Annotated in this window: 19 protein-coding genes; 9 read left to right on the forward strand and 10 right to left on the reverse strand. The window is 28.4% G+C overall.

All coding sequences use genetic code 11. The features are described 5' to 3' along the window. The first annotated feature begins 5 nt into the window (after positions 1-5). The 3 genes from ftsZ to hisS are packed head-to-tail and all read left to right on the forward strand — an operon-like array spanning position 6 to position 2,937. The gene (gene ftsZ / locus H0H45_RS01300; protein ID WP_185866807.1) at positions 6-1,382 is read left to right on the forward strand and encodes a cell division protein FtsZ; all 1,377 of its coding nucleotides are present in this window, start codon (positions 6-8) and stop codon (positions 1,380-1,382) included. Between the two features lie 9 nt (positions 1,383-1,391). After that, complete coding sequence (locus tag H0H45_RS01305) at positions 1,392-1,556, forward strand: hypothetical protein (RefSeq protein WP_185866884.1); 165 nt, start codon at positions 1,392-1,394, stop codon at positions 1,554-1,556. Beyond that, positions 1,543-2,937 carry a histidine--tRNA ligase gene (gene hisS / locus H0H45_RS01310; protein WP_185866808.1) on the forward strand — a complete coding sequence of 465 codons (1,395 nt, stop codon included), beginning with the start codon at positions 1,543-1,545 and terminating at the stop codon, positions 2,935-2,937. The genes H0H45_RS01305 and hisS overlap by 14 nt, the downstream gene beginning before the upstream one ends. Here hisS and pnuC read toward each other — a convergent pair. Both pnuC and H0H45_RS01320 read right to left on the reverse strand, forming a co-directional pair. Then, on the reverse strand, positions 2,934-3,563 hold the full coding sequence (gene pnuC, locus H0H45_RS01315; protein ID WP_185866867.1) for a nicotinamide riboside transporter PnuC: 630 nt from the start codon (positions 3,561-3,563) through the stop codon (positions 2,934-2,936). The genes hisS and pnuC overlap by 4 nt on opposite strands. Further along, positions 3,547-4,185: a 4'-phosphopantetheinyl transferase family protein gene (locus H0H45_RS01320; RefSeq protein ID WP_185866809.1), complete on the reverse strand. Its 639-nt coding sequence runs from the start codon at positions 4,183-4,185 to the stop codon at positions 3,547-3,549. The genes pnuC and H0H45_RS01320 overlap by 17 nt, the downstream gene beginning before the upstream one ends. Before the next feature lie 81 nt (positions 4,186-4,266). Between H0H45_RS01320 and H0H45_RS01325 the strand changes: the two genes are divergently transcribed. Further along, the gene (locus H0H45_RS01325) at positions 4,267-5,298 is read left to right on the forward strand and encodes an Mrp/NBP35 family ATP-binding protein (protein WP_185866810.1); all 1,032 of its coding nucleotides are present in this window, start codon (positions 4,267-4,269) and stop codon (positions 5,296-5,298) included. A gap of 30 nt (positions 5,299-5,328) precedes the next feature. Here the strand turns inward: H0H45_RS01325 and H0H45_RS01330 are convergent, their stop codons facing one another. Together H0H45_RS01330 and murB are read right to left on the reverse strand one after the other, a co-directional pair. Then, positions 5,329-6,135 (reverse strand): purine-nucleoside phosphorylase, encoded by an 807-nt coding sequence (locus H0H45_RS01330; protein WP_238785251.1) that lies wholly within the window; start codon positions 6,133-6,135, stop codon positions 5,329-5,331. A gap of 176 nt (positions 6,136-6,311) precedes the next feature. Next, entirely contained in the window at positions 6,312-7,337 is a 1,026-nt protein-coding gene (gene murB / locus H0H45_RS01335; protein WP_185866811.1) for a UDP-N-acetylmuramate dehydrogenase, read from the reverse strand. Between the two features lie 88 nt (positions 7,338-7,425). Between murB and H0H45_RS01340 the strand changes: the two genes are divergently transcribed. Both H0H45_RS01340 and rlmB read left to right on the forward strand, forming a co-directional pair. Further along, positions 7,426-7,689, forward strand: coding sequence for a YtxH domain-containing protein (locus H0H45_RS01340; protein WP_185866812.1), 264 nt, complete (start codon positions 7,426-7,428; stop codon positions 7,687-7,689). Between the two features lie 342 nt (positions 7,690-8,031). After that, on the forward strand, positions 8,032-8,781 hold the full coding sequence (rlmB, locus tag H0H45_RS01345) for a 23S rRNA (guanosine(2251)-2'-O)-methyltransferase RlmB (RefSeq protein ID WP_185866813.1): 750 nt from the start codon (positions 8,032-8,034) through the stop codon (positions 8,779-8,781). A gap of 5 nt (positions 8,782-8,786) precedes the next feature. On the opposite strand, the gene pheS is transcribed toward rlmB, so the two are convergent. Beyond that, on the reverse strand, positions 8,787-9,770 hold the full coding sequence (gene pheS, locus H0H45_RS01350) for a phenylalanine--tRNA ligase subunit alpha (RefSeq protein WP_185866814.1): 984 nt from the start codon (positions 9,768-9,770) through the stop codon (positions 8,787-8,789). A gap of 13 nt (positions 9,771-9,783) precedes the next feature. Next, on the reverse strand, positions 9,784-10,164 hold the full coding sequence (locus tag H0H45_RS01355) for a hypothetical protein (protein WP_185866815.1): 381 nt from the start codon (positions 10,162-10,164) through the stop codon (positions 9,784-9,786). Positions 10,165-10,182: 18 nt separating this feature from the next. Between H0H45_RS01355 and H0H45_RS01360 the strand changes: the two genes are divergently transcribed. Both H0H45_RS01360 and H0H45_RS01365 read left to right on the forward strand, forming a co-directional pair. After that, complete coding sequence (locus tag H0H45_RS01360) at positions 10,183-10,710, forward strand: CvpA family protein (protein WP_185866816.1); 528 nt, start codon at positions 10,183-10,185, stop codon at positions 10,708-10,710. Next, on the forward strand, positions 10,707-11,684 hold the full coding sequence (locus H0H45_RS01365) for a LuxE/PaaK family acyltransferase (RefSeq protein WP_185866817.1): 978 nt from the start codon (positions 10,707-10,709) through the stop codon (positions 11,682-11,684). Before H0H45_RS01360 ends, H0H45_RS01365 begins: the two co-directional genes overlap by 4 nt. Here H0H45_RS01365 and H0H45_RS01370 read toward each other — a convergent pair. The 3 genes from H0H45_RS01370 to der all read right to left on the reverse strand — a co-directional run bounded on the left by H0H45_RS01370 (position 11,681) and on the right by der (position 16,025). Beyond that, complete coding sequence (locus tag H0H45_RS01370) at positions 11,681-13,978, reverse strand: inorganic phosphate transporter (protein ID WP_185866818.1); 2,298 nt, start codon at positions 13,976-13,978, stop codon at positions 11,681-11,683. The genes H0H45_RS01365 and H0H45_RS01370 overlap by 4 nt on opposite strands. A gap of 88 nt (positions 13,979-14,066) precedes the next feature. After that, entirely contained in the window at positions 14,067-14,675 is a 609-nt protein-coding gene (gene ruvA / locus H0H45_RS01375) for a Holliday junction branch migration protein RuvA (RefSeq protein ID WP_185866819.1), read from the reverse strand. Positions 14,676-14,702: 27 nt separating this feature from the next. Further along, entirely contained in the window at positions 14,703-16,025 is a 1,323-nt protein-coding gene (gene der / locus H0H45_RS01380; RefSeq protein WP_185866820.1) for a ribosome biogenesis GTPase Der, read from the reverse strand. Between the two features lie 84 nt (positions 16,026-16,109). Here der and trmD point away from each other — a divergent pair, with 84 nt between their 5' ends. Continuing rightward, positions 16,110-16,784, forward strand: coding sequence for a tRNA (guanosine(37)-N1)-methyltransferase TrmD (trmD, locus tag H0H45_RS01385; protein WP_185866821.1), 675 nt, complete (start codon positions 16,110-16,112; stop codon positions 16,782-16,784). On the opposite strand, the gene argH is transcribed toward trmD, so the two are convergent. Next, positions 16,779-18,140: an argininosuccinate lyase gene (argH, locus tag H0H45_RS01390; protein WP_185866822.1), complete on the reverse strand. Its 1,362-nt coding sequence runs from the start codon at positions 18,138-18,140 to the stop codon at positions 16,779-16,781. The genes trmD and argH overlap by 6 nt on opposite strands. Positions 18,141-18,161 lie beyond the last annotated feature (21 nt).

Genomic DNA, 18,161 nt, shown 5'->3' on the forward strand with positions numbered 1-18,161 from the left:
AAACAATGAAAAAAGAAAATTTTATAATGCAAAAAAAAGAGAACGTCCCATTTGGATTTTCTAAAAATCGTTCAGCTGCTATCAAAGTTATTGGTGTAGGAGGTGGTGGAAGTAATGCTTTAAGTTATATGTTTGAACAAGGGATTACGGGCGTAGACTTTATAGCGTGTAATACAGATGCACAAGCCTTAAATAATAATCCAGTTCCAGTAAAAATTCAATTAGGAGCTTCTATTACAGAAGGACTAGGTGCTGGAGCGGATCCAGAAATAGGAGAAAAAGCGGCCTTAGAAAGTCTAGAAGAAATTAAAAGTATTTTAGATTCTAATACAAAAATGACCTTTATTACGGCAGGCATGGGAGGAGGAACGGGAACCGGAGCCGCTCCAATTATTGCAGGTATTTCTAAAGAAAAAGGAATTCTTACTGTAGGAATTGTCACTATTCCATTTCATTTTGAAGGAAAAATGAGATTACAACAAGCTCAAAAAGGAATAGAAGCATTAAGGAAAAATGTGGATTCTCTCATTGTTATTAATAATGATAAATTAAGAGAATTGTATGGAAATCTTGGATTTAAAGCTGGATTTGCGAAAGCAGATGAAGTTCTTACTACTGCAGCTAAGGGAATTGCAGAAGTCATTACTCACCATTATAAACAAAATATAGATTTGAGAGACACAAGAACAGTTCTTAAAGAAAGCGGAACAGCGGTTATGGGATCCGCTATTTCTGTAGGAGAAAATAGAGCTAAAGATGCAGTTGGACAAGCCTTAGATTCTCCATTATTGAATGATAACAAGATAACAGGGGCTAAAAATGTTCTTTTACTTATTGTTTCAGGAAGAATCGAAATTACCATAGATGAAATCGGTATCATCAGTGATTATATACAAGCAGAGGCAGGAAATAATGCTAATATTATAATGGGGATAGGGGAAGACGAAAGTTTGGAAGAAAGTATTTCAGTGACTATAGTAGCAACTGGATTTCCAACAGAAGTTCAAAGGGCTATTAATCATGAAGAAAAAAAAATATTTCATAGGTTAGAAGAACCTTATAAACAAAAATTAACGAAAATAGAGGGAATTCATTCTTATTCAAGACGAATTGAACCTCTTTCTTCTAAAGAAGAAAAGACTTATAAAAGTAGTTTAAGAAGAACTCCTCCTCCTAAGGGAAATTTATTCTTCAATCAAAGAAAAAATATTTTTAATCAAGCTATTAATCATCCTAAAAATCCTACAGTAGAAAAAAAATATATGTTAGAAGATAATTTTGATCTTCCTCTTTCTTCCGAAGAAAAAAATAAAATAGATAAGATGAAACATTCTCATATGCTGAAAAAAGAAAATCATAAAAATGAGGACATTAATAATTAATTATAAACCATGGAGATGAATAAAAGAAACTATTTAATTCAAATTATTCGAAATAAATTTAAACTTTTTGGTTTCTCTCCCATAGAAACTCCTTCTTTTGAAAAAATTTCTACTCTTATGGGAAAATATGGAGAAGAAGGTGACTACAGTTTAGTTAGATATGGAATCTCCTAGTATTCCCAAAGGGACCAGAGATTTTTCATCCATGGAGATGAATAAAAGAAACTATTTAATTCAAATTATTCGAAATAAATTTGAACTTTTTGGTTTCTCTCCCATAGAAACTCCTTCTTTTGAAAAAATTTCTACTCTTATGGGAAAATATGGAGAAGAAGGTGACTACTTAATGTTTAAGTTGCTTCATTCAGGAGATTTTATGAGAAAAAAAAAAGAAAATTCTGATTGTAATAATCAGAATTTTATGAAAAGCCTATCCAATAAAGCTCTTAGATATGATTTAACGATTCCTTTTGTTCGCTATGTAGTTATGCATAGGAATGAAATTCTTTTTCCTTTTAAAAGATATCAAATACAACCAGTATGGCGTGCAGATAAACCACAAAAAGAAAGATTTAGAGAATTTTATCAGTGTGACGCGGATATGATTGGAACCCAATCATTATCTTCTTTATGGCAAGAAGTTGAGTTCATCCAACTTTGTGATGAAATATTTACAGAATTAAATTTTCCTATAATTATCAATATTAATCATCGAGATATTTTGGGAGGATTAGTAGAAATTTCTGGAATAGAAAATCATTTATGGAAAGATTTTACGACCTCTTTAGATAAATGGGAGAAGAAAGGAAGAAATCTAGTAAAAAAAGAAATGCTTCGTAAAGGAATTTCCTCGAATTCTTTTGAAAGAATAGCATGTTTTTTTGATATGAAAGAAAATTTTTCAAAAAAAATAGAATCTTTCACTGTCGCTTTCCAATCCTCTGAAAGAGGAAAAAAAGGAATAAAAGATCTCAGTTTTATCTTTCAAAAGATAAAAAATATTTCTTTAAAAAAGACAAAATTGAAATGGAATGTCTCTTTAGCTAGAGGAATGAATTATTATACAGGTCCCATATTTGAAATATTTCCAGATAATAAGGGATCCTGTATGAAAAATTCTATTGGAGGAGGAGGAAGATATGATCAATTATCTAGCTTTTTTGGAATGAAAAATCTTTCTGGCGTAGGAGTATCTTTGGGTTTAGATAGAATATATCTAGCCATGGAAAAAGAAAATTTATTTTCAACTATTTCTAGTAATCCTTCAAAAGTATTGTTTATTAATTTCGGAGATGAAGAGGTTTTATATGCATATAACATGATAAATTTTTTGAGAAAAAAAGGAATTTCCACTCAATTGTATCCTAATGCCGTAAAAATAAGTAAACAATTCAGATATGCAAACGATAATCACATTCCATTTACTATTAGTATAGGAAAAAATGAAGTAGAAAAAAAGAAAATACGAGTCAAAAATCTAAAAAACAGAATAGAAACCGAATATGATAATATCCAAGAAGTAGCTCATCAATTAATAAAAAAAACCCCTAATTAAAAATTTTTCTTCAGTGCTTTTTGATTCCAAATAATATAACCTTCTATAGCCAATAAGGAAAGAAAAATAAATAAAAAACCTGTTAATATGAAACCTTTCAAAAAATAAATAGGTACGGAAATAAGGTTGCCCACCATCCAAAAAATCCAATTTTCTACTTTTTTCATAGCCATCTGATACATTCCAGAAAAAAAAATCCCTGTGGTGAATACATCCATCCAATCAGAAATGGTTTGAAGTTTTCCATTGAAAAAAAAATAAACCGTTATACTGAAAATACAAGTGAATAAAAACCATAAAATCGTATAGAAATAATCTTTTTTATCGGAAAAAGTTATATTTTTATTTTTTGGATCCTTTCTATATAGCCAAACATACCATCCATAGCCACTCATTCCTGTATAATATATGTTAATAATAAAATCTCCATAAAGAGAAGTCACGAAAGTCAAATAACTGTATATAATAGTACTCACTATTCCTATTGGATATAACCAGATGTTGTTTTTTTGTGCAAATATCACACTGAATATACTAAATGTCACAGCCGTAAATTCCAAAAAAATATGAATCCAACTACTATGATGATAAGATAGTAATAAAAGGATATTAATCCATTCCTTCATCATCATCCATATCTATAATATAAACCAGGTAGTGATCGTCTATTTTTCTGTAAAAAGCAGAAAACCTCTTACTATAGGAATCTTTCATAATCCAACAGGATATGCAAAAATCCTTTTTTATGCAAAAAGGAGAAACTTTATAGCGATCTAAAAAACTGGGAAAAATCCCTCCCTCTAATTTGTATAAACTTTCTTTAATCCCCCATATGATATGTAGATAATCTATTTCGTAGTTTGGATGGATAAAAATAGATTCATCCTTTCTAATAAATTTATTCTTTATTCTAATTATTTTTTTTCGTAATTTTTCTATATCTATACCTATATGATAGGAGCTAATGGCTATAGCTATTTTTTCAAAAGAATGACTGAATGAAATATACTTTTCTTGAGGAAAAAGAAAAGGTTTTCTTTTTTCATTGTAAAGAATATTCCTATTTATTCCTATATATCTTAGAGCGTAGCGTACTCCTAAAAATTCTTTTTTTCGTTTTTCGGATAAAGAAAGAAAGTTTTTTTTATCTTTCTCCGAAACAATTAATAATTTTTCCAAAAATCTATTTTTTAAATGATCCCATGTAAAAACGATAATTTTCGTATGAAAATGAGGAATTTTTAACATAGATATTTTATTTGTACTCTAATAATAGAATAAATTAGAAAAATAAAATTAGATATTTCTGAAAAAAGAAGGACTGGAACAATGAAAAAAAAAATAACGAAAGCATTAGAAAATATATTTCTTAATAAAAGAAATATTATGGAATCTGGAATCATTAAAAAAATAGATGTATTTCAGGAGAAAATACGAATATATATAAGCTTATCCAATCCGACTATGCATATGAAAAAAAAATTAGAAAGAGATATCCACCAGGCTATAAAATATCAAAATGTAGATAAAAAAATACAAATAGAAATGAAATTAGATACTTCTGAAAAAAAAAAAACTGAAATAAAAAATATTATAGCTATAGCTTCAGGAAAAGGAGGTGTGGGAAAATCCACAATAGCAACTAACATCGCGATTTCTTTAGTAGAAATGGGATTTCATGTAGGTTTATTAGATGCAGATATTTATGGTCCTTCTATTCCATTAATGTTCAATTTAGAAGAAAATAAAACATCTTCCTGTATTGTCCAGAAGAATGGAACTTCTATCATGAATCCTATCATTAGTTATGGAGTCAAAATTCTATCTTTAGGTTTTTTTTCAAAATCTGGACAGGCTATTGTTTGGAGGGGACCTATGGCGACTAAAGCCTTAAGACAATTTATTCATGAAACAGATTGGGGGTTATTAGATTTTCTAATTGTAGATTTACCGCCAGGAACAGGAGACATACATTTATCACTTGTGCAGGAAATACCATTAAAAGGAATTGTTATTGTTAGCACTCCTCAGAAAATTTCTTTATCGGATGTGCATAGATCTGTAGGAATGTTTCGTCTGAAATCCATTCATGTCCCCATACTTGGAATCATAGAAAATATGTCTTTTTTTATTCCAAAAGATTCCAAAGAAAAATACTACTTATTTGGAAAAAATGGAGTAAAAAATTTTTCCAAAAAAATGAATATTTTTTTTCTTGGAGAGATTCCTCTGTTACCAGATATACGAGTCTCTTCCGATTTAGGGATTCCTGTCGTTTTACAAAACGAATCTATAAGAAAAATTTTTATAAAAATTACGAAAAATATGGTAGATAATTTATCAATCGTCCCCCTTTCCTAGAAAAGAGATTCTAAATTGGTTTAATAGATCTTAAAAACAAAGTTTGATAAATTCTTTGACAATCAATATTAAAAGAGGGATGGATTTTTCTGTTTCTTGAAAAAATGATTTCATCAAATGGATAGATTCAGAAGATTCCTTTTGTTCAGATAACCCCATCATAATGGATATAGCAAAAACTCGTAAATCCATACACCTAGCTGTAATTACGGATGAAACAATATTACTCATTCCAACACTATCCCCACCCATGGATCGTATCATCGCATATTCTGCATGGGTTTTATAATGAGGATAAGGATAAGCCACGTAGACCCCTTTTTGTATGATAATATTATGATTCATGGCTATATTCTCTGCCATTTCAAGCATTTTTTGATCATATGGTTCTGTTATTCCCAAAAAATTATTCTTCATAAATTTTTTCATATTAGGACTTTCTGGGAAAAGATTAATATGATCTTTTACGAACATTACATCCCCTGTTTTGTAGTTTGGATTCACTCCTCCAGAAATATTAATTAATATCAATTTATCTATCCCCATATTTTTACACATTACTAGAGGAAAAGGAGTATATTCCTCTTCATCCTCATAATAAGAGGAAAAAGGTTCTATTAGAAATAGAACCTTTTTCCCTTCTATATCTCCAGATATAAATTTTCCATATACTTTTGTAAAATTTGGAATTTCCTCGTAAGGAATGCATATAGGATTTTTTATTTCCTGGACCAATGGATGAAACTGATTTCCTAATAATATTATTCCAAATTCAGGTTTTTCTTTGATTTTTTTTTGTATATATTTTGTGGATTTTTCTTCTAAAGTCATTGACATAAAAATTTTTTTTCTTTTCTATTTACAATTTTGTAAAATTTTGAATTTCCTCGTAAGGAATAATGCATAAAAAGAAAAGTAAATAAAATAAAACAAAGGTAAATGCTTTCCTTTAGATAGTGAAGTTTTACTTTTTTTCCATAAATTTTTTCATTATTGAGTGTTTTTTTCACGAACTATCGTATGAGATTCACTTCCCTTGATAAAACAAGGCCCAACTTATTTTTTATATTTTGAGTTATTTTTTCTGAAAAAGAATATATATCCATTCCACTAGCTCTTCCATAGTTTACCAAAACTATAGGTTGTTTTTCATATACACCTACATCCCCCTGTTTTTTTCCTTTCCATCCTATAGTTTCAATCAATGAACTAGCAGATAGTTTCACTTGATTAGTAGAAATAGAATATCCTGTAATAGTTGGATATTTAGATTTTAATTTTTTAAAATCTAATATCCCTATTATTGGATTCATAAAAAAACTACCAGCATTTCCTATTTTTTTTGGGTTTGGAAGTTTTCTATTTCTAATGTAAAGAATAGCCTTACTTAAATCATACATAGTTGGTTTTTTAATATTTCTTTTTTTTAATTCTTCTTGAATTTCAATGGAATAAATGTTCAATTTGTGATTTTTTTTTCTTAATAGAAAGGTAACAGATAAAACCAAAAATTTATTCTTGGAATGTGACTGCTTAAAAAAAGAATGACGATATTCTAGTTGACATTCTTCTCGTGTGAAAATTCGTATTTTTCCCTTATTCGTTTCATATACTTGAACTTCCAATAAAGTATCCTTTATTTCTGCTCCATAGGCTCCAATATTTTGAATTGGAGCGGCTCCAACCGTACCAGGAATAAACGATAAATTCTCTAATCCACTGAAACCTTTTTTTATAGTCCAACCTACAAATTCATTCCAATTTTCTCCAGCAAAAGCTTGAACAACTGCTTGATTCTCGTTTTCATTCATCACTTTCTTTCCTTTGATCCCAATTTTAATTACCATTCCTTGATAATAATTCTTTAAAAAAAGAATATTACTTCCATTTCCCAAAAAAAGTTTTGGAATGGATGGGTACTTACAAAAAATTTCTTGTATATCTTCTATACTTTTCACATTGACAAAATAATGTGCATAAACATTTATTCCAAATGTATTAAAATTTTTGAGAGAAAAATTTTTTTTAATATCTAACATAGAGAAAAATATTTTTCTAAAAAAACAAAGACAATTTTGTGCGTAAATATTGTATGATTAAATTTATTATAAATATAAAATTGTTATTATGAAAAAAGGAGGAAGTTTTTTTTGGGGAGTGATTCTGGGAACAATGGCAGGTTTAATAGTAGGAATTTTGTTAGCTCCAAGAAAAGAGGATAAAATTAGAAATATACTAGGAAAAAAAACAGAAGAACTGAGAGATAATTTACAAGAAATAAGTAAAAAAATAGGAAAAAAAGTACATAAAATTAAATCTAACCTTGAGGAAAAATGGAAAAAAAATAAAAAAGATAAAATGGACAAAGTCGAAGAGGAATTGGGGACTTAATTTTTTGATCTAAAAAATGTTTTTTTTTATTAAAAATTTCATCAAAAGAAAATTGGAACGTTTTCAAAATGAAGCGCTTAAAATGATCATATCCATCATGACAGAAATTTTTCTGAATTTTTTTTTTCTTTTACTTGGCGTCATGATCTTTTTTGCTGGAAGTCTTGCCTTATCTTTTTTTCTATCCTATTATTTTGGAAATTATGTAGTGGGATTTGGGATTATTACTATCTTATATCTTTTTCTTTTCTTTTTTATATTTTTTTTCTGTAAAGACTTTATACGATTTTTCATTAAAAATTCTTTTTTTAAAGTTTTTAAAAAATAAAATTATGTACTCTCATGAGTAAATTAGAAATTATTTATGGAATACATCCCTTAATAGAAGCTATTCAATCCAAAAGGAGTATTAGTAAGCTATTTTTCCAAATAGGATGGAAAAAAAAATGTAGTCCTTATTACAAAAAGTTAATTTCTCTCTCCAAGAGAGAAAATATTCCCATTCAGATCGTTCCTAAAAATAAATTTCATCAGTTTAACAATAAAAATCATCAAGGAGTTTTTGCTCTTCTCCCTCCAATAGAAACTTATTTCATAGAAGATTTACTTCCTATATTTTATGAAAAAGGAAAAAACCCACTTTTACTCATTTTAGATCGTATTACGGATGTAAGAAATTTTGGATCTATCATTCGTACTGCTGCGTGTTCTGGTGTAGATGCTATCATTATTCCAAAAAAATATACAGCCATGATTGGCTCTGATTCTATCAAAACTTCTTCAGGAGCTTTATTTAAAGTTCCAATATGTCAAGAAAAAAATATTAAGAAAACTATAGAGTATTTGATGAAATCCGGTTTAAAGATTGTTTCCGCTACAGAAAAATCTAATATCTATTGGTATAAAATAGATTTTTCAGGTCCTACGGCTATCATTTTTGGAAATGAATCTAATGGAATTTTTCCTAAATATTTAGAAATAACCTCCGAAAAGGCAAAAATACCAGCTATACACGGAATATCCTCTTTAAATGTTTCTGTAGCTTGTGGGATTATTTTATATGAAGTATTTCGACAAAGAGAGTTTAAATAAAACTATTAAAAATCACTCTGAAATTGTCTTAAAAAACGAATATCATTATCAAAATAAATTCTAATGTCATCCATTTGATAAATCAGTAATGCAAGACGTTCTATCCCTATACCAAAAGCAAATCCAGAATAAATTTCTGAATCAATATTTACGTTTTTCAATACTTGTGGATCTATCATCCCACATCCCATAATCTCTAACCATCCTGTATGATTATTATATATATCCACTTCTGCACTAGGTTCTGTAAATGGAAAATACGAAGGACGAAATCTAATTTTTACTTTTCCAAAAAGAGAGGTGATCAAATAATGAATAGTTTGTTTTAGGTCTGAAAAGGACACTTTTTTATCGATATAAAAACCTTCTGCTTGGTGAAACATAAAATAGGAACGAGAGGAAATCGTTTCATTTCTATATACTTTTCCGATAGATAAAATACGAGAAGGTGGACTGTTCTTTTTCATATATCGTATTTGTACAGAGGAAGTATGTGTGCGCAATACAATATCTGGATTTTTGCATAAAAAAAAGGTATCCTGCATATCCCTAGATGGGTGATCGATAGGGATATTTAAAGCCGTAAAGTTATGCCAATCATCTTCAATTTCAGGTCCTTCTACATAAAGAAATCCAATTTTTTTAAAGACGTCTATAATCCTATTTTTTATAATAGATATGGGATGTATAGATCCTATTTCTACAGATTTTCCTGGAATTGTAGGATCAAAATTTTCATCTTCATCTTTGATAAAATTTTTAAAATGATTTATTTGTATTTTTTTTTGAACCTCCTTTTTTAAATCATTGATGATTTTACCCAAAATTTTTCTTTCCTGAATAGGAATTTTTTTTAATTTTTTAAATAAAACCGTCAAAATTCCCTTTTTTTTACCCAAAAATTTAATTCTGAAGGCTTCTGAATCTTCAGAATTTTTAGCCTGAAAACAGTTTATCTCCTTTTTTATTTGATCCACTTTTTGATACATAAAACATAAAATCTTATGATTTCTGAATGTCCTCCAGAATATTTTCTTCATTCATATAACGAATGATCGCTTTTTGAATTAAAAACGATTGTTCTTCTTTGTTTAAAAGGGGAAGATTCTTTTTTAAAAGATAATGAGGCCATCCTTCTCTGTCTCTTCCAATAAACCTATAATATCCAAAAGGTTCTAATATTCTACATATGGAAATATGTAAAATATTAATTTTATCTTCTCTATTCAAAAAAAGATTTTTTCCCTTTCCAAGTTCTTGAATCCCTATCAGGTAAATAATCCCAATGAGATCAATTTCTCCTTCTATGCAAAAATGATTTCGTATATATAAAATGACTTTATTCCAATTTATATGAAATTTTTGTATAAATTTTTTTTTCATTTTTTAGTAAAAAAAGTTATGGTTGGCACAGATATCATCATTCTAATTATCGTTTTATATGGTGCATGTAAAGGGTACAGAAAAGGATTACTCTCCCAATTATTTGTATTCATAATATGTTTTTTTTTCCTATACAAAGGAATCAATGTTTTTCACTTTGTTTCAGAAAAATTACTAAAAAAATACAGTAAGGAAGAACCCTTTTTTACAGGTTTTTCTCTAATAATTTCATTTTTTTTTATAATATTTATAGCTTTTTTAACTAAAAACATCATAGAAATAATTTTTAAAATCACATGGATAAAACCTTTTGATCAAGGATTTGGCGGTCTTTTAGGTCTGATAAAATATTTTTTTTATCTATCAATATGGATTTTTTTTCTTAAAGAAGCAAATAAAAAAATAAATTTAATTCCTTATAATTTTTTTTCAAATTCCTTTGAAAAAGAGTTTCAATATATTTTTGATATATCTAGGAAAGAATTTTTGTTTTTTTTTAAAAAATTAGAAGAATTATACTTTCTATTTTCAAATATCATCCAATGAACTTTCAAAAAAAGATTTTTTCTATAGAATCCAAAAAAGAATTTGAAGCTTTAACTTTAGAAATATTCAATTATCAAGTAAGAAATAACCAGATTTACAGAAATTATCTTCAATTATTAAAAATTGATCCATTTCGGATTAACAATATTTCTGAAATTCCATTTTTTCCTATTTCCTTTTTTAAAACTCATTGTGTTTGTAGTCCATCAAAAATGATTCCAGAAATTATTTTTACCAGTACTGGAACGACAGGAATAAAAAGTAAACATTATGTAGCTGATTTACTGATTTATAGAAATAGCATTTGTAAAGGATTTGAATATTTTTATGGTCCCATAGAAAAATTCCAATTTTTAGCTTTAGTTCCTTTCTATAGAGAGGATTCTTCTTTAATTTATATGATGAAATACTTTATCAAAAAAACATATAAAAATGGAAGTAATTTTATTTCTTTTCAAAAAAAACCTCCTCTTCATTATGAAAAAAATATTTTAATTTTTGGGATTAGTCTTTATTTATTAGACTTTTTAGAGTCTCATAGAAATAGGGATCCTATTCTAGATGGATATAATAAAGATCATGTGATTCTCATGGAAACAGGAGGAATGAAGGGGAAAAGAAAAGAAATCATACGAAAAGAATTACATTATCTTTTAAAGAAAGGTTTTGGGGTAAAAAATATTCACTCTGAATATGGAATGACCGAATTGCTTTCTCAAGCATATGCAAAAAAAAACGGAATTTTTAGATGTCCTCCTTGGATGAAAGTATACATCAGAGATCCGGAAGATCCTTTTATCCATATAGAGAACCATAAAATAGGTGGAATTGATATTATTGATTTATCTAATTATTTATCTTGTCCTTTTATTTCTACCAATGATTTAGGAAAAAAAATAAACGATGAGGAATTCGAAGTATTAGGAAGGATGGATTTATCAGACGTACGGGGATGCAGTCTGATGACATTTTAAATAATTTTAAAAAAAGAAGCGTCTTTTTTTGACGAAATATGGGATAACCCATCGTTATGCAAAAGACAGATCTCTTCTATATTTTCTGAAATTTTTTTGGATGGGAGAAGGAGGTCCAACATCAATATAGTGTTCTTTTTTCCATATTTTTTATGGATGATCCCCATCACCTGTTGATCCATTTGTTCCTCAATTTCTTTGAGAATTTGAATTTTTATTGTACAATTTACTTGTTGAAAAGTTCTAGTCTTGGTGATTTTTTTGATTCTATGGAAGTGTTCCATCATCAAATTTTCAAGTATCAATAAATTTTTTTTTTGCTTGTATTTTAAAGGTTTATGACTATTACTCACATGAAATAAAGTTCGATTAGTAATCACATCGGAAGATTCAATGATTTCTTTAATTTTGTTATATATTCGTATATAAAGTCCCCCAGAAATCGGTTCACTGTTTTTCGTTTTTCTAATCACTAGAATTAAAGAATTCTGTATGCTCGTAAAACTTTCTTTTACTTTTAAAAAGTGCTTCCTATTATCTTGAAGTTTTTTTAAATTTTCTTTAGTTATTCCTTTTATACTATTTTTATAAATATTTTCGATGGATTCTAGGATAGGTTCTAAAATATCCATCATTTTGTTTAAAGTCTTCTCTAAAGTCAGCTCATCGGTTTCAAAAATCGTTTTTTGATCTTCAAATTTTTTAGATATCCCTTTCTGATAGTTTTTATAACTCTTGGAAAAAACAAAACCAATTAAGAACATAAAAAATATCAGGGCCCATTCTTTTACAAAAAACAAAAAAGATGCTGTAATTCCTGCCATTGTAAATGCGATTAAACCTGTTAAAAACCAACCTCTTATAACTTTTAAGACTCCTGAAACTCTGTAAACAGCACTTTCTCGATCCCAGGCTCTATCTGAAAGAGAAGTCCCCATAGAAACCATAAAAGTTACAAAAGTAGTTGATAGTGGGAGTTTCTGAACGGTAGCTATAGATATCAATATACTAGATATGGTTAAATTGGAAGAAGCTCTAACTAAGTCAAAAGCAACGTTTTCATTTTGAATTTTTTGCTTAAAATTTTTTTCTATCTTGACTAAGAATCTTTTTGGAAATAATTTGAAAAATTTTTTTCCAAAATATAAAAAAAATCGAACAATTCCTCTTGCTAAAGAATTAGACAAAAATTTTTCTGTCCCTTCATTTTGTCTACTTAAATTAATTTCTGTACTGATGATGGTTTTTGTTTTTTTAGAAAACCAAAGTGTCAATATCATAATTAGACCTGAAAAAATTAAAACTATAGATGGGACCTGGACATTTCCAGATAAATTTTTCATATTAAATCTTTCGGCATGAGGACTTCCTGCTTCTTTCCATATATTATAAGATTGTATACTAGCTATAGGAATTCCTATAAAATTGACCAAATCATTTCCTGCAAATGCCATTGCTAAAGAGAAGGTTCCATACAATACAACAAATTTTAAGATATTATATCCTAAAGAAACAAATATCTTTGCCACAAGAGTCCATGTGGAAAATAACACCAGTACAAAGAAAAAAAAATGATGATGGATCCACTTGATAAAATGTTTAATCCATAAAGAGAATCCTGTCAAATTTTCTTCCATGATACCTTGAAAAGTACTATGTAGACCTTTTACAATCAAAAAATAAGTCATACTACTCAATGAAATAGCCGCCCAGATTACTCCTACATATTTTAATCTACTTTGATATTCAAAACTTAATAAAAATCGTATGAAATAATGAATGAAAGCTCCGGAAAAAAAAGAAATTAGAATAGATAAAAAAATTCCTATACCAATGGTTAATGTTTTTTCCGCTTTAATGTATTGACTTAAATGATGAAGTGGTTCATTACTTAATGGGGAAGCTATTTTTATCATGGCTATACTAAAAGCTCCACCTAATAAGCAAAAAACCATAGATACTGTAGTAGAAGTAGGTAATCCTAAAGTGTTAAAAACATTCAATAAAATAATATCGGATATCATAACAGCTAAGAAAATAAAGGTGAGATCGGAAAAATAAAAATAAGACGGATCAAAAACCCCTTTTCTTGCTACTTCCATCATTCCACTGGATAAAAAAGCACCCAATAAAATACCTAAACTAGCAAAAATCATAATGATTTTACGAGAAGCCACTTTGGATCCAATAGCAGAATTGAGAAAATTAACTGCGTCATTAATTAAACCTACAATAAGATCAAAAATAGATAAGACGAAAAGAATCACTATAATTGAGGGATAAAAAAGTTTCATAATAAAGAGGTAAGTATTAATTTTACGACAAAAACAAAAGTATATTATTTTTGGGGTTTGTTTTTTTTAGAAATTGAAAATACCTATTTTACAATTTTTTTAAAGATTCTTTGATAAGATTTTCTACAGTCAATTCAGGGTTTTTATCCAAAATATTCTCTAAAACTTTTTTAGATTCTTTAGGAGAAAAGCCTAGTACAATCAAAGCACTTAAAGCTTCTTTTTTTATGAAAGTAGGGGTTTTATCAAAAAAGTTAACGTTTTTTCCTTTTTTAAGGATAATAGAAGGAATACTAGAAATTTTATCTTTCAGTTCTATGATAATTCTCTGAGCAGTTTTTCTTCCGATTCCCTTCACCTGATTGAATACTTCTAGATCTTCTTTATATATAGATTCTTCGATTTCATGTGGGGTTAAGGAAGATAATAGAGTTATAGCAGAACTTGGACCTATCCCATTTACGGATATCAAATGAGAAAATATTTTTCTTTCTACTCTTTCAAAAAAACCATACAATACATGTTGATTTTCCTTGATAAAAAGATAAGTATATATCGAAATTTCTTTTCCTTCTTCTTCTAATAAAAAAGAATAGGTATACGAAGATATATGAAGGTAATATCCGACACCATTACAATCTATTATTAAAGAAGATGGATTTTTTTCTATTAACTTTCCTCTTAAATGTGTGATCACCGTTTTATTAATACAAAAGATGAACCATTATTTTTTTTTCCGAAAAAAAATTTGTATGGGGACTCCTCTAAAATCGAAGTGATCACGAATTTTATTTTCAATAAATCTTTTATAAGATTCTTTTATATAATGAGGAAAATTAGAGAAAAAAATAAACTTTGGTGTAGATGTCGGTAACTGAGTACAATATTTAATAGTAATCAACTTTTTTTTTACAGATGGAGGAGGGGTTTTTTGAAAAATGGGTAACATAACTCTATTTAATAAATTCGTTTTTAATCTTTTTTTACGTATTTTGAAAACCTGATCAGCTATGGGGAGAATGTTATAGATTCCATCTTGATTTTTTGCAGAGATAAAAAGGATGGGGACATTATCAAATGGAGAAATTTTTTTTCGAATGAAAATTTCGAAATTTTTCTGCAGAGAACAATTTTTTCCAGGATTTAATAAATCCCATTTGTTAATCAGAATGATTATTCCTTTCTGATTTCTTTCAACTAATCTAAAAATATTTCTATCCTGTGCCTCCCATCCACGAACCGCATCGACCATTAAAAGACAGATATCTGTGTATTCAATGCTTCTTACTGTTCTCATAGTAGAATAAAATTCAAGACTTTCACTTATTTTTGATTTTTTTCTTACTCCAGGTGTATCCACTAAAATACATTTATATCCAAATTTTTTGCAGAAAACATCAAGACTATCTCTCGTTGTCCCAGAAATGTTTGTGACAATATGATGGTTTTTTTCTAAAAAAGAGTTAATCAATGTAGATTTTCCAACGTTTGGACGTCCTATGACAGAAAAACGGGGAAGAACTTCTTTTTCCACTATTTCTTTTGTTCCTAATGCTTTCAAGATTTCTATTAATCTATCCAGTAATTCCCCAGTCCCACTTCCATTTATAGCGGATATGTAGTAATATTCTCTAAATCCTAAACAAAAAAAATCTCTATTATAAGACATGGATTTTCCGTGATCTACTTTATTCACTATTAATAAAATAGATTTTTTATACTTTCTAAGTATTTGACAGATTTCTACATCTGTATCTAGTATCCCTATTTGTATATCCACTAAAAATAAAATGACATCTGCCTCTTTTATGGCAATTAAAATTTGCTTGATAATTTCTGCATCCAGAAAATTTTTATGGATAGGGTTATAACCACCTGTATCTACCAAAGAAAAACGAACTCCGTTCCATTCAGATTCTCCATAAACACGATCTCGTGTCACTCCACTTTTTACATGAACAATTGCTTTTCTTCGTCCTAAAAGACGGTTAAATAGAGTAGATTTTCCGACATTTGGACGTCCAACTATAGATACGATGTAATTCATTGTAACTAATTATTCACAAAGGTAGAATTTTTTCCATAGTTTTATTCATAGATTCTTAGTCAAAGTGTATATTACTGAAAAAAAATGCGTATAGATATTGTTAGCGTAGTTCCGGAAATTTTCAAGGGAATTTTTTCAAGTTTTATTATTAAAAGAGCTATAAATAAAGGAATTATGAATATTCATATTCATGATTTACGAAAATATGGTTTAGGAAAGCGTCAAAAAGTGGACGACTATCCTTATGGAGGGGGAGCTGGGATGATTCTTAGAATAGAACCCGTATATCAGTGTTTTGATAAATTATTATCAGAAAGAAATTATGATGAAAAAATTTTTATGACTCCTGATGGAATCCTTTTTTCACAAAAATATGCTAACGTATTAATTTGTAAGAAAAATATTCTTATCCTGTGTGGTCGTTATAAAGGAATTGATCAGAGAATTAGAGATCACTTAATTTCCAAAGAAATATCTATTGGTCCTTATGTGTTATCTGGTGGAGAACTAGCTGCGGCTGTTGTAGTAGAAACCATTTCCAGATTATTACCTGGAGTTATGCATAATCCAGATTCCATGATCACGGATTCTTTTCAAATGGAAAAAATGGGCCCCCCTCCTATTTATACTCGTCCAGAAATTTACAAAGGATGGTCCGTTCCAAAAATCCTGTTATCTGGACATCACAAAAAAATAAAAGAATGGATTTTTAAAAAATCTATCCAAAAAAAATTGGATTCTGAAAGATTTACATTATGAATTTTTTCCATAAACTAACCGTTCGATCACTTTTCGAATGATCTCAAAATCAAATTTATTTATTAGTTTTCGCATCATGTCTCTAATTTCTTGATTACACAAATTTCCTATACTTCCTTCATGAGAAGGATAAAAAATTTCTTTTTTAAAGGGTTTAAAACGTCCATTTTGAATATCATTCCCCACCTTTTGATAAGCTTCTCTAAAAGAATATCCTTTTTGTACAAGTTGATGGACGGCCTCGACACTGAATAAATATTTATACTTCTCCTCACAAAGAATGTCTTTTCGAACCACAATATGATTCAACATGTACCTAAATATGGAAAAACACTTTTTCAATTCATCAAAGACAGGTAAAAATCTTTCTTTAATTATTTGAAAATCTCTATGGTATCCAGAACACAAATTGGATGCAATCAAAGAAATTTCATTCGGCAATGAAGATATTCTATTGCATTTAGCTCGTATGATTTCAAAAACATCTGGATTTTTCTTATGAGGCATAAGACTAGATCCGGTGGTCAGAAAATCAGGAAAACTGATGAAATTGAAGTTTTGATTTAAATATAAGCAAATATCTTGGGCCATTTTACTCAAAGTTCTGGCTAAAGAAGCAAGGGATTCTGTTACGATTCTTTCCATTTTTCCTCGTCCCATTTGAGCATATACAACATTATAATTTAAATTTTCAAATCCTAATAATTCCGTTGTCATTTTTCGATTTAAAGGAAAAGAAGATCCGTAACCAGCAGCGGAACCTAAAGGGTTTTTGTTAGTAATCCGATAAGCTGTGTGAATTAATAACATATCATCTATTAAACTTTCCGCATAGGCCGCAAACCAAAGTCCAAAAGAAGAAGGCATAGCAATTTGATAATGAGTATAACCAGGCATTAATATATTTTTATATTGTTCACTTAATTGTAATAATAAATCAAAAAAAGAATAGACTATGAATACAATTTCTTTGATTTCTGTACGAATAAAAAGTTTCAAATCTACCAATATCTGATCATTTCTGGATCTACCACTGTGAATTTTCTTTCCAACTTTTCCTAGACGATTTGTTAACAAAAATTCTATTTGAGAATGGACATCCTCTATTCCTTCATCCATTTGAAAATTATTTGTTAATATTTCGTGTATATAAATATGACGTAATTCTTTAATTAAAATTTCTAAATCTTTTTGATTTAATAATCCAATACTTTCTAACATCATCACATGAGCTATGGTTCCAATAACGTCATGTGGGGCTAAAAGTAAATCTAATTTTGAATCTTTCCCTGAAGTAAATTCTTCTATTTCTCTATTTCTATTATGAGAATGAATATCTTTTTCCCAAATTTTCACGTGATAACATGTTTTAGATTT

The sequence above is a fragment of the Blattabacterium cuenoti genome, assembly GCF_014252095.1.
GTDB classification, from domain to species: Bacteria; Bacteroidota; Bacteroidia; order Flavobacteriales; family Blattabacteriaceae; genus Blattabacterium; species Blattabacterium cuenoti_F.

Bases quoted from the DNA above. Each gene is read 5' to 3' on its own strand.
- H0H45_RS01355 (WP_185866815.1), bottom strand. From the start codon at position 10,164: ATGAAAAAAAAATTTATACAAAAATTTCATATAAATTGGAATAAAGTC.
- H0H45_RS01365 (WP_185866817.1), top strand. From the start codon at position 10,707: ATGAACTTTCAAAAAAAGATTTTTTCTATAGAATCCAAAAAAGAATTT.
- rlmB (WP_185866813.1), top strand. From the start codon at position 8,032: ATGAGTAAATTAGAAATTATTTATGGAATACATCCCTTAATAGAAGCT.
- ftsZ (WP_185866807.1), top strand. From the start codon at position 6: ATGAAAAAAGAAAATTTTATAATGCAAAAAAAAGAGAACGTCCCATTT.
- pheS (WP_185866814.1), bottom strand. From the start codon at position 9,770: ATGTATCAAAAAGTGGATCAAATAAAAAAGGAGATAAACTGTTTTCAG.
- murB (WP_185866811.1), bottom strand. From the start codon at position 7,337: ATGTTAGATATTAAAAAAAATTTTTCTCTCAAAAATTTTAATACATTT.
- H0H45_RS01360 (WP_185866816.1), top strand. From the start codon at position 10,183: ATGGTTGGCACAGATATCATCATTCTAATTATCGTTTTATATGGTGCA.
- trmD (WP_185866821.1), top strand. From the start codon at position 16,110: ATGCGTATAGATATTGTTAGCGTAGTTCCGGAAATTTTCAAGGGAATT.
- hisS (WP_185866808.1), top strand. From the start codon at position 1,543: ATGGAATCTCCTAGTATTCCCAAAGGGACCAGAGATTTTTCATCCATG.
- H0H45_RS01305 (WP_185866884.1), top strand. From the start codon at position 1,392: ATGGAGATGAATAAAAGAAACTATTTAATTCAAATTATTCGAAATAAA.
- der (WP_185866820.1), bottom strand. From the start codon at position 16,025: ATGAATTACATCGTATCTATAGTTGGACGTCCAAATGTCGGAAAATCT.
- H0H45_RS01325 (WP_185866810.1), top strand. From the start codon at position 4,267: ATGAAAAAAAAAATAACGAAAGCATTAGAAAATATATTTCTTAATAAA.
- H0H45_RS01340 (WP_185866812.1), top strand. From the start codon at position 7,426: ATGAAAAAAGGAGGAAGTTTTTTTTGGGGAGTGATTCTGGGAACAATG.
- H0H45_RS01370 (WP_185866818.1), bottom strand. From the start codon at position 13,978: ATGAAACTTTTTTATCCCTCAATTATAGTGATTCTTTTCGTCTTATCT.
- H0H45_RS01320 (WP_185866809.1), bottom strand. From the start codon at position 4,185: ATGTTAAAAATTCCTCATTTTCATACGAAAATTATCGTTTTTACATGG.
- H0H45_RS01330 (WP_238785251.1), bottom strand. From the start codon at position 6,135: ATGTCAATGACTTTAGAAGAAAAATCCACAAAATATATACAAAAAAAA.
- pnuC (WP_185866867.1), bottom strand. From the start codon at position 3,563: ATGAAGGAATGGATTAATATCCTTTTATTACTATCTTATCATCATAGT.